The 9,529-nt window shown below is 62.3% G+C and carries 11 protein-coding genes and 1 pseudogene; 5 read left to right on the top strand and 7 right to left on the bottom strand.

Going from position 1 to position 9,529, the window contains the following annotated elements; all coding sequences use genetic code 11:
• Positions 1–62 precede the first annotated feature (62 nt).
• The 5 genes from ABSG20_RS21840 to ABSG20_RS21820 all read left to right on the top strand — a co-directional run bounded on the left by ABSG20_RS21840 (position 63) and on the right by ABSG20_RS21820 (position 4,765).
• A complete protein-coding gene (locus tag ABSG20_RS21840) occupies positions 63–1,307 on the top strand; it encodes an amino acid ABC transporter substrate-binding protein (RefSeq protein WP_423866589.1) in 1,245 nt (414 codons plus the stop codon).
• 156 nt (positions 1,308–1,463) lie between these two features.
• Entirely contained in the window at positions 1,464–2,336 is an 873-nt protein-coding gene (locus ABSG20_RS21835; RefSeq protein ID WP_423866590.1) for a branched-chain amino acid ABC transporter permease, read from the top strand.
• Positions 2,333–3,292, top strand: a complete 960-nt coding sequence (locus ABSG20_RS21830) for a branched-chain amino acid ABC transporter permease (protein WP_423866588.1) — start codon at positions 2,333–2,335, stop codon at positions 3,290–3,292. The genes ABSG20_RS21835 and ABSG20_RS21830 overlap by 4 nt, the downstream gene beginning before the upstream one ends.
• Positions 3,289–4,038: an ABC transporter ATP-binding protein gene (locus tag ABSG20_RS21825; protein ID WP_423866587.1), complete on the top strand. Its 750-nt coding sequence runs from the start codon at positions 3,289–3,291 to the stop codon at positions 4,036–4,038. Before ABSG20_RS21830 ends, ABSG20_RS21825 begins: the two co-directional genes overlap by 4 nt.
• On the top strand, positions 4,028–4,765 hold the full coding sequence (locus ABSG20_RS21820) for an ABC transporter ATP-binding protein (protein ID WP_423866586.1): 738 nt from the start codon (positions 4,028–4,030) through the stop codon (positions 4,763–4,765). Before ABSG20_RS21825 ends, ABSG20_RS21820 begins: the two co-directional genes overlap by 11 nt.
• A 158-nt stretch (positions 4,766–4,923) precedes the next feature.
• Here the strand turns inward: ABSG20_RS21820 and ABSG20_RS21815 are convergent, their stop codons facing one another.
• From ABSG20_RS21815 to ABSG20_RS21785, 7 genes and pseudogenes are all read right to left on the bottom strand, one after another.
• The gene (locus ABSG20_RS21815) at positions 4,924–5,274 is read right to left on the bottom strand and encodes a DUF779 domain-containing protein (protein ID WP_423866585.1); all 351 of its coding nucleotides are present in this window, start codon (positions 5,272–5,274) and stop codon (positions 4,924–4,926) included.
• Between the two features lie 69 nt (positions 5,275–5,343).
• Positions 5,344–5,544 (bottom strand): annotated as a pseudogene (locus tag ABSG20_RS21810) (aldehyde dehydrogenase family protein); the annotation flags it as partial.
• 93 nt (positions 5,545–5,637) lie between these two features.
• Positions 5,638–6,951 carry an NAD(P)/FAD-dependent oxidoreductase gene (locus ABSG20_RS21805; RefSeq protein ID WP_423866584.1) on the bottom strand — a complete coding sequence of 438 codons (1,314 nt, stop codon included), beginning with the start codon at positions 6,949–6,951 and terminating at the stop codon, positions 5,638–5,640.
• A gap of 43 nt (positions 6,952–6,994) precedes the next feature.
• Entirely contained in the window at positions 6,995–7,396 is a 402-nt protein-coding gene (locus ABSG20_RS21800) for a type II toxin-antitoxin system VapC family toxin (RefSeq protein ID WP_423866583.1), read from the bottom strand.
• Positions 7,393–7,659, bottom strand: coding sequence for a type II toxin-antitoxin system VapB family antitoxin (locus ABSG20_RS21795; RefSeq protein ID WP_423866582.1), 267 nt, complete (start codon positions 7,657–7,659; stop codon positions 7,393–7,395). Before ABSG20_RS21795 ends, ABSG20_RS21800 begins: the two co-directional genes overlap by 4 nt.
• 97 nt (positions 7,660–7,756) lie before the next feature.
• Positions 7,757–9,307, bottom strand: a complete 1,551-nt coding sequence (locus ABSG20_RS21790; RefSeq protein ID WP_423866581.1) for a GGDEF domain-containing protein — start codon at positions 9,305–9,307, stop codon at positions 7,757–7,759.
• Positions 9,304–9,529 (bottom strand): hypothetical protein (locus ABSG20_RS21785; protein ID WP_423866580.1); only part of this gene is annotated, 226 nt, incomplete at its 5' end. The genes ABSG20_RS21785 and ABSG20_RS21790, both read right to left, overlap by 4 nt.

Genomic DNA, 9,529 nt, shown 5'->3' with positions numbered 1-9,529 from the left:
GGAATCCGGGCGCGGGCGGACAATCGAAAACGACAATCGAAAATAGACGTTTGGGAGGATCAATGAAACGCAGGACGCTTCTCGGCGGAGCCATCGTTATCGCCGTGGCTGGACGGACCTCGGGCGTGGCCGCCGAGCCGCCGCCGATCAAAATCGGCATGACCATGGCGCAATCCGGCGGCCTGGCGGGCGGCGGCAAGGCTTCGCTGCTTGGCATCGAGATCTGGCGTGACGATGTCAACGCCAAAGGTGGCCTGCTCGGCCGCAAGGTCGAGCTTGTCGTCTATGACGACAAGTCGAGCGCCGCCGAGACCCCGGCGATCTACTCCAAGTTGCTGGATGTCGACAAGGTCGATCTCCTGTTCGCGCCCTACGCGACCGTGCCAACGGCGCCGATCATGCCGCTCGTCAAGCAGCGCGGCCTGTTGCTGATCGGGAACTTCTCGTTCCAGGTGAACAGCAAGGTTGGCCACGACATGTGGTTCAACAATGCTCCGTGGGGACCGGCCGACAGCTGGGCGGCAGCGTTCCTCGATCTGGGCCAGAAGGCCGGCGGCAAGACCATTGCGCTGCTCACGGCGGACCAGGAATTCGCCCAGAATCTGGCGCTGACCGCGAGGGAGGTCGCAAAGAAGCGCAACATGCCGCTCGTCTTCGACCAGGCCTACCCTCCCAACACCGTGGAATTCTCCAGCATCATCCGCGCGCTCAACGCCGCGAAGCCTGACATCGTCTATATCGCGTCCTATCCACCGGATTCGACCGGAATCCTGCGCGCCGTGAATGAGATCGGAATCGCCGATAGCGTCAAGATTTTCGGTGGCGGCATGGTCGGTCTGCAATTCGGCTCCGTGATGGCCAGCCTGGGTTCGCTGCTCAACGGCGTAGTCAACTTCAATACCTGGCTCCCGGAACCGAACATGTATTACGACGGGACCAAGGCGTTCTTCGAGACCTACACGAAACGAGCCACGGAAGCCAAGGTCGATCCGTTGGGCTACTATCTTGCGCCGTTCGGCTACGCCTCGGGTCAACTCATCGAGCAGGCCATCAAGGCGACGGGATCGCTCGACCAAAAGGCTCTGGCAAAATATCTGCACGACAACGAGCACAAGACCATCGTCGGCCCGATCGCGTTCTCGGCGGACGGCGAGCGCAAGGAGACCGCGACGCTGATGGCGCAGTTCCGCGGTGTCGTGGACAAGGACATCGAGCAGTTCCGCAGCCCGGGCAAACAGGTGATCCTGTTCCCGGACAAATTGAAGTCTGGCGATCTCATCAGTCCCTTCGAGGCCGCCCGGACCTGACCCTCGCGTTTTTCTGGACCCACTGACCGGGATCGGGCAAACGCCCCCCGAGCATAGGGATGGGACGATCAGGCGTGCGCGAACCGGCGGCGGCCTACGGAAGTTGCTCTGCAACTTCCGCCTGAATAGGGTCAAGGGGGACCTCACGTGTTTTCAATGAACCTGCTGCTCGATGCGGTGGTGCTCGGCGTGCTGCTCGGCTGCTTCTACGCGGCCGTCAGCCTTGGATTGTCAGTCGCGTTCGGCTTGCTCGACGTTCCCCATGTCGCGCATCCGGCCTTTCTGGTACTGGCGTCCTATTGCGTGTTTTTCCTCAACGATCGCTTTGATATCGACCCGCTGCTGGCAGGGCTGTCGATCTCGCCGCTGCTGTTCCTGTTCGGTCTTGCCGTCTACCGGCTGTATTACGAGACCTTCGAAAGGCGCGGCAGCGATGCCGGCGTGCGCGGTATCGCGTTCTTCTTCGGCATCGCGTTCATCGTCGAAGTGCTGATCATTCTGCAATTCGGCGTCGACCAGCGCTCGGTCACCGCGTCCTATATCGGCAAGGCCTGGCGGATCGGCCAGATGCGGATTCCGCTCCGGATGCTGGTCGCGTTCGCGGTCGCCTCCGCGCTGACGATTCTGTTGGCGCTTTACATGTCGAAAACGTTCATGGGCCGCGCGATCCGCGCGGTGGCGCAGGACCAGGAGGCGCTGCGACTGATGGGCGCCAACCCGGTCCGGATCAAGCAATGGGCGTTCGGCATTGCAACGGCCGTGCTCGGGATCGCGGGTGCCCTGCTCATTATCGTCGCTCCCGTCGAACCGACACTCGACCGCGCCTATATCGGGCGGACGTTCTGCGTCGTGGTCATGGCGGGGCTCGGCAGTATATCCGGCACGCTCATTGCCGCCATCATCCTCGGCGTCGCCGAAAATATCGTCCTGACCCTGTTCGGCGCCTCCTGGGCGCCGGCCATCTCGTTTGCGATGCTGCTCGGCGTGCTTGCGATCCGGCCGCAGGGCCTGCTCGGCAGGCGATTATGAATAGCAACAGCCTGCCGTTCTGGATCGGGGCGGCCCTCTTTCTTGTCGCCGCCGCGCTGATGACGCAGCTGATCCGCAACGAATATCCCTTCTTTGCCGCTTATGGCATCCTGCAGTTCGTCGTGCTCGCCGTGGCATGGAGCATCCTCGGCGGCTATGCCGGTTATGTGAATTTCGGCACCAGCGCATTTTTCGGCGTTGGCGTCTACACGGCCGTGTTCCTGTTCAAGGCGATGGCCGCGCCGCTTGCCGTGCAGATCGCAGCCGCCGCGACCGTCGGCGCATTCCTTGGCTTGGCGGTGGGCCTTCTGACCTTGCGCATGCAAGGCATCTTCTTCTCGATCGCGACCATTGCGCTGACGATCATCATCGAGACGTCGGTGACGAATTGGCGATTTGTCGGCGGCGCGGCCGGCATTCAATTGCAGCGACCGCCTGTCATGACGCCATTCGGCAGCTATGTGCAGATGCTGTTTTTCGTTCAGGCGCTGCTCGTGGTGCTGGCGATTGCGATCGCGCGCTACATCCAAGGCTCATGGATCGGCCGCGGGCTGCAGGCGCTCAAGGACGACGAGCTGGCCGCGGAATGCGCCGGCGTGCCGACCTTGCGGCTGAAGCTGCTGGCTTGTGTGATCTCCGGCGCGCTGATGTGCGCGGCCGGTGCACCCGCCGCCATGTACCTGCAATACGCGGACCCGTCGTCGGCCTTCAATCTCAATTATTCGGTCTCGGTATTGGCGATGTCCCTGATCGGCGGGACCGCGCATTGGACCGGCCCGGTTCTCGGCGCAATCCTGTTGGGCGGGACCCAGCAACTCCTGACCGTTACCATTTCGTCGGAAGTAAATGTGCTTGTGCTCGGCGTCCTGCTGGTGCTGTTCGTGGTCGCCGCGCCCGAAGGCCTGATTGGCCTGATCCGAAGGGGTCGCCGCATTCGCGCCGGAGACGAAGCATGACGTCCGCTGCAGCAGCCGAGGCGCCCTTGCTGCGGATCGGCGGACTCACCAAACGGTTCGGCGGCTTCATCGCCCTCGACAATGTCAGCATCGATATTCCCTTGGGCGAGCGCTTCGGCCTGATCGGCCCGAACGGCTCGGGAAAGACGACGCTGATCCACTGTATCTCCGGGGCGTTCCGTACCGAGGCGGGTACCGTGGTGTTTCTTGGCGAGGACATCACGCGGTTGCCGCCGCATCTGCGCACGCGCCGCGGCATTGCGCGGAGCTTCCAGATCCCGCGGCCGTTCAAAAGCATGACGGTCGCCGAAAACATCATGGTGGCGGTTGACTTCACCACCGTCGCGGGCGACCTCGCCTCGGCCGCGCAACGGCGCGACGCCGTGATGTCCATCCTGACGCGGACCGGTCTTGCGTCCAAGGCTGACATATCGACCGCAAAGCTCAGCCAGGTCGAATTGCGCAAGATGGAGCTCGCGCGCGCAATGGCGACGCGCCCGAAGCTTTTGATTTCCGACGAGGCCATGGCCGGCCTTTCCGGCTCTGAAGTCGATGAGGTGCTTGATCTCCTCATGAGCCTTTCAGGCCAGGATATGACCATCATCATGATCGAGCACATCATGCAGGCCGTGATGCGCTTCTCGCAGCGCGTGATGTGCCTTGACGCCGGCAAGATCATCGCGCTCGGCGCGCCGGCCGAGGTCATGGCCGACCAGCGGGTGCAGGAGGCCTACCTTGGCACTTAGCCTCGCCATCAATGACATTGATGCGGGTTACGGCGCCGTGAAGGCGCTGCGCGGCGTCACGCTCCATGTCGAGGCTGGCGAGACCGTCGCGTTGCTCGGCACCAACGGCAACGGCAAGAGCACGCTGATGAAGTGCATAGCGGGCCTGGTTCGCCCGAACCGCGGCGGCATCTCGCTCACGATCGACGGCAAGGCGCACGATCTGACCAGGCTGTCGCCCGAGAGCATCGTCGATCTCGGTGTGGCGCTGGTTCCCGAGGGACGGCGGCTATTTCCGAGGCTGACCGTGTCGGAAAACCTGATGCTCGGCGCCTTCCGCAAGGCCGCCCGCCGCAACATCGATCGCAACCTTGCGCTTGCCTTCGATACATTTCCGGCGCTGCGGGAGCGGCAGAAGCAGCTCGCCGGCACCATGTCGGGCGGACAACAACAGATGCTCGCCATCGCGCGCGCGCTGATGTCCTCGCCACGGCTGTTGCTGATCGATGAGCCTTCGGTAGGCCTGTCGCCGCTCCTGGTATCGCAGACCATCGCCAGGATCGGCGAGCTCAATCGTCGCGTCGGCCTGACGGTTTTGATGGCGGAGCAGAACTTCAATCAGGCCATCCGCATCGCCGACCGCGGTTACATCATCGTCCACGGCGAGATCGTGGTCGCGGCCGCTTCGGTCGACGAGTTGAGGCGCAACGACATCGTCAAGCGGCTCTATCTCGGCGGTGTCGCATGATGCAACCTGGGATGAGGACCTTCCAACCGTCATTGCGAGTTGCTCTTGCGACGAGCAATCCAGCTTTTCTTTCTGCGGCGGCGATGGATTGCTTGGCTCAATCGACCGCGCGTTCGCGCGCCCGATTGGCTCGCAACGACGAGCCCAGGTGATGTCATTCATCCATCGCTCGGCCGCGCCGGGACGCAGATCCGTGATCGCGTCAGAAACCGCAGCTCGCGGCCATTGTCGAGGGAGAACATGCCGCCCCGGCCGGGAACGACGTCGATGATGAGGTCGGTATGTTTCCAGGCCTCATACTGGGAGGCGCCGATATAGACCGGGGCGCCGCCGATGTGGCCGAGCAGGACATCGTTATCCCCGACCAAAAATTCCTTTTGCGGATAGCACATCGGCGACGATCCATCGCAGCAACCGCCGGACTGGTGGAACAGCACCGGGCCATGCTCGGCTGTGATCTGTTCGAGCAGGCTCCGCGCCGCCGGTGTTGCCGAGACTTTATCTTCCATGACGGCCTCCGTGAGTAAAAAAAAGCCGACGCGGACGAAAGCGACCGCGCCGGCCAGTGTTCTGAAGAATCAGAAGAAGCCGAGTTTCTTAGGGCTATAGCTGACCAGCATGTTCTTGGTCTGCTGGTAGTGGTCGAGCATCATCTTGTGGGTTTCGCGGCCGATGCCCGATTGCTTGTAGCCGCCGAACGCCGCGTGCGCCGGATAGGCGTGATAGCAGTTGGTCCATACCCGTCCTGCCAGGATGGCGCGGCCGAAGCGATAGAGCATCTTGCGATCCGCCAACTGTCGAGACCAGCACGTTATTGTATCGCCAGCGCCCGGATCCGGGTTTGTCCTAGGTCAAGGTCGGTCAGCCCAACGTCAATGCAACTTCACGGTTGGCGCCGGTCGGGCTCCGGGCGCGACCAGGCCGAGCAGCGTGCGGGTTCGGCCATGCAAGGCCGCTTCATGCATTTTATAGAGCGATCGATACATCAGGCGGGCGAAGGTGCCTTCGATCAGGAAGCCGCGGCCGACCAGCGCGCCCATCAGGTTGCCGATCGTGCTGTATTTGCCGAGCGAGACCAGCGAGCCGAAATCGTGATAGGTGAACTCGGCGAGCGGCCGGCCGGCCAGGAGATTGCCGACCTGCTTGACCATGAAATCGGATTGCTGGTGCGCGGCCTGGGCGCGCGGCGGCACGTTTTGCGGAAAGCCCGGACGCGGGCACGACGCGCAATCGCCGATCGCAAAAATATCGTCATCCAGCGTGGTCTGCAGGGTGGGCCGCACCGCCAGCTGGTTGATGCGGTTGGTTTCGAGCCCGGCAATGCCGGCGAGAAAGGCCGGCGCCTGGACCCCGGCCGACCACACCACCAGTTCCGAGGGAATGATCTCGCCGTCGGAGAGTTTTACCCCGTCCGCCAGGACTTCGGCCACGCGCGCGCCGGTACGCACCTCGACGCCGAGCTTGACCAGCAGTTCCTGGGTCGAGGCCGAGATTCGCTCTGGCAGGGCTGGCAGCACGCGCGGCGCAGCCTCGATCAGAACGATCCGCAAATCATGTTCGGGGTCGATCCTGTCGAGCCCGTAGGCGATGATGGCGCGGGCGGTGTGATGCAATTCGGCGGCGAGCTCCGTGCCGGTAGCCCCGGCCCCGATGATGGCGACGTAAAGCTGGCCAGGACGGACCGCACTGCCCTGGTTCTGAGCGCGCACGCAGGCATTGACCAGCCGGCGGTTGAAGCGGCTCGCCTGTTCGGGCGTTTCCAGCGGCACCGCAAATTGCCTGGCGCCGGGCGTTCCGAAATCGTTGGTGACGCTGCCGACCGCGATGATCAGCGTATCGTAGCTGAGATGGGATTCCGGACTGATCTCGCGGCCCTCGTCATCGACCGTGGGAGCCAGGGTAATTTTTTTCAGCGCCCGATCTAGGCCGGTCATTTCGCCATTGCGGTAGCGGAAGTGGTGCCAGTGGCCCTGCGCCATGTAGTTCAATTCGTGCTGCGAGCGACGCAGGCTGCCGGCGGCGATGGAATGCAGCAGCGGCTTCCAGATGTGGGTTCGGCTGCGATCGATCAGTGTGACGCGCGCGCGCTGCCGGCGCCCGAGGCTGTCGCCAAGTTTGGTCGCGAGCTCCAGCCCGGCGGCGCCGCCGCCGACAATGACAATGTGGCGAAGGGAGCTTTCCGTCATTGGTCCGCTCCCGAGGTTGTTTCACCGATATGCACGACTTCGCTCACGCGATACGGACGTCAGTCAGCGGAAAATCATTGCCTTTGCACAGCAGCGACGCATCTATTGTTTTCGCCAGCGCGTAGGCGAAGCAATCGCCAAAGTTCAGCGCCGCGCCATGCCCGGTTCCCTTGCCGAATCGCAGATGCGCCGAGCGAGCGGCCTGGGCCTGATCCCGCGTCACCGGTTCTATGCGAATGCCCGCCGTCTGGATGAAATCATCGAGCCACCGCTCCGCTTTTTCCGCAGCGATCTTTTTCAGTCCGCGCAACACGATCGAGGTTTCGACCAGGTTGGCAGCCGACATCACGGGATCATCGTCAACGGCAATGCTTTGGGCATAATCTTCCGCATTCGACTCCTGGCGGAAGATGGCGATCACAGCCGAGCTGTCGACCACGATCACGTCGGCAGTCCCTGGTCATCATGGCCAAGGATTTCATCCGGACTGCGACCAGTGTCGGCCAGCGCGGCATATTGGCTTCCAATCTTCATCAATCGCGCCGCGATACGGTCTGATCCCCGGCGTCGGCGCTCGCGCGCCAGGCGTTCGCGCAACGCTTGTGTGACCGCCGAGGTGAGGCTTTCGCCGGTAAGGGCGACGAGCTCAGTCGCAAGCTGATGGGCTTCGTCGTTTTTGATGTTCAGGTTCATGGTAGAATTGTACATTAATTCTACCATCGAAGCAAGGATCTGTCATGCGTCTCGCGCTGGCCTAAGCTGACGGTGCAGGCACTGCGCATGAGGGAGAGCCTTAGGGAGAACCTCACGCGCCTGCCAGAAGCCGTGCCAACTGTCCTGGCCTCGCGGCCTCGGTCGGCGGGCGTATTGTTTCCCAGCTGACATAGCGATTTCGTCCCGCGGTTTTCGCGGCGTACAAGGCCTCGTCTGCCCGTTTCACAAGATCGGCTAATTCACAGGGCGTGCTGCCGAGTGATGCTATTCCGATGCTGATGGTGACCCGTTCGCCGCCCGGCAGCCAGGTCGCGATATCGGCGACCGCCCGCCGGATCCGCTCCGCCAGTCGCTCGGCATCCGGTGCGGTCAAACCCGTGGCCGCGATGCAGAATTCCTCGCCGCCGTAGCGGCCCACCAGGCCGTGATCGCCGCAGGAGCGCTCCAGCACATCGGCCATTCCGGCCAGAACCTTGTCGCCGACGACGTGACCGAAACGATCATTGATGCTCTTGAAGTGATCCGCGTCCACCATGAAGAACGATATCGATTGACGCTGGCCGACGGCCCTCTGCAACGACTGTGCGGCCTTCTCGAAGAATGTTCTGCGATTGAGGCACCCCGTCAGCGGATCGGTTGATGCGAGCAACTGTAATTGCCTGTTTTGCTCGGATATCTTGACTTGAGAGCTATGCAACTCCTGAATCGATGTGTTGAGTTGTTCGTTTGCCCGGTGCAACAGGGTCACGTCGTCAAACGTCGCAATCACGCCGCGAACGATGCCTCGCCCGTCCACGATACGTGTGGCGTTGACCGACAGTCGGCGCGATTCCCCGGAGGGATTGCGGATCGCCATGGGTATGCCCAACACCGGCTGCTCGACGTGCATGGCTGTTTGCCAGGGGAATTCACCTGCTGCCTCGGCGGCCGCACCAGATGCCGCCCACGGCAGCGTGCCCGCGTTGACGCCCACCAAGGATTTGGAACTCTGATAGAGATCCCTGACGAAAGCGTTGTTGGCAAGAAGTACAAATTCCCTTTCGTCCATGATGAGTACGCCTTCGGCGAGCGTGTCGAATGCGGCCTTGACGCGCTCCGGAATCGCGCGGCTCGGATCCAATTCCCAAAGCGCCCGCTTCAGGATCAGGAAATAACCCGCAAAGCCCGTGAGACCGACGAAGCCGACGAAACCCATCATCGAACTCGGCATACCGAAAATATTGTCTGCGGCCATTGGCCGAAACACGATCTCGATTTTTCCTGCCGGGACGTCGCCGTTAAACAGGGGTATCTGCACCTGCGTTGCCGTTGATTTGCCATCTGCGCGTTCGACCCAGAGGCTGTCATGATCTCTCGATCCAACGAGCAGCTTGCCGTCCTCCCCGCGTACGGCCATCGACACGACGTCGCCATTGCGGCCGACGACGGCATCGATGGTGTCCTTGATCGCATCGGCTTCGTTGCGGCCCGCCAGGTTGGCAAGCTGGAGAGCGAGCGTTTCGGAGATCTTCGCGCGTGCTTCCAGCGCCGCCTTTTCCTCATCTGGAAAAAATCCAAGCGAGTAGGCAATGAAAATGATGCTTAACGTCAGCGACAAGATCCCGATACTGATCTGCAGCGTGGGGGTGATATAGCGCTTCATGGCCTGAAACCTCGTTCGGAATTTATGGATGGGCTGGTATCGTAAAACATGCGATCGACGTCGGAAGGCGGCTGATCGTCCTGGTCGCGCCGCTGCGGCCGCATCACGACCGGCAGCGGATCGAATCCGCGCCACAGCGGCATCGATGACAGGAGCGCGCTGAGCAGCGCGCCGCTCCGCAGCAGCCAGCCGATAATTCCGGCGGTCAGCCCAAGACTGGTC

Origin of the sequence: Bradyrhizobium sp., assembly GCF_049512235.1 — a bacterium.
Classification (GTDB): domain Bacteria; phylum Pseudomonadota; class Alphaproteobacteria; order Rhizobiales; family Xanthobacteraceae; genus Bradyrhizobium.
The sequence above is the reverse complement of the archived record's forward strand: the minus strand, read 5'-3'. Positions and strand labels throughout refer to the sequence as shown.

Excerpts from the sequence above, each read along its gene's own strand:
- ABSG20_RS21805 (WP_423866584.1), bottom strand. The coding sequence starts at position 6,951 with ATGACGGAAAGCTCCCTTCGCCACATTGTCATTGTCGGCGGCGGCGCC.
- ABSG20_RS21795 (WP_423866582.1), bottom strand. The coding sequence starts at position 7,659 with ATGTACAATTCTACCATGAACCTGAACATCAAAAACGACGAAGCCCAT.
- ABSG20_RS21840 (WP_423866589.1), top strand. The coding sequence starts at position 63 with ATGAAACGCAGGACGCTTCTCGGCGGAGCCATCGTTATCGCCGTGGCT.
- ABSG20_RS21835 (WP_423866590.1), top strand. The coding sequence starts at position 1,464 with ATGAACCTGCTGCTCGATGCGGTGGTGCTCGGCGTGCTGCTCGGCTGC.
- ABSG20_RS21790 (WP_423866581.1), bottom strand. The coding sequence starts at position 9,307 with ATGAAGCGCTATATCACCCCCACGCTGCAGATCAGTATCGGGATCTTG.
- ABSG20_RS21830 (WP_423866588.1), top strand. The coding sequence starts at position 2,333 with ATGAATAGCAACAGCCTGCCGTTCTGGATCGGGGCGGCCCTCTTTCTT.
- ABSG20_RS21825 (WP_423866587.1), top strand. The coding sequence starts at position 3,289 with ATGACGTCCGCTGCAGCAGCCGAGGCGCCCTTGCTGCGGATCGGCGGA.
- ABSG20_RS21815 (WP_423866585.1), bottom strand. The coding sequence starts at position 5,274 with ATGGAAGATAAAGTCTCGGCAACACCGGCGGCGCGGAGCCTGCTCGAA.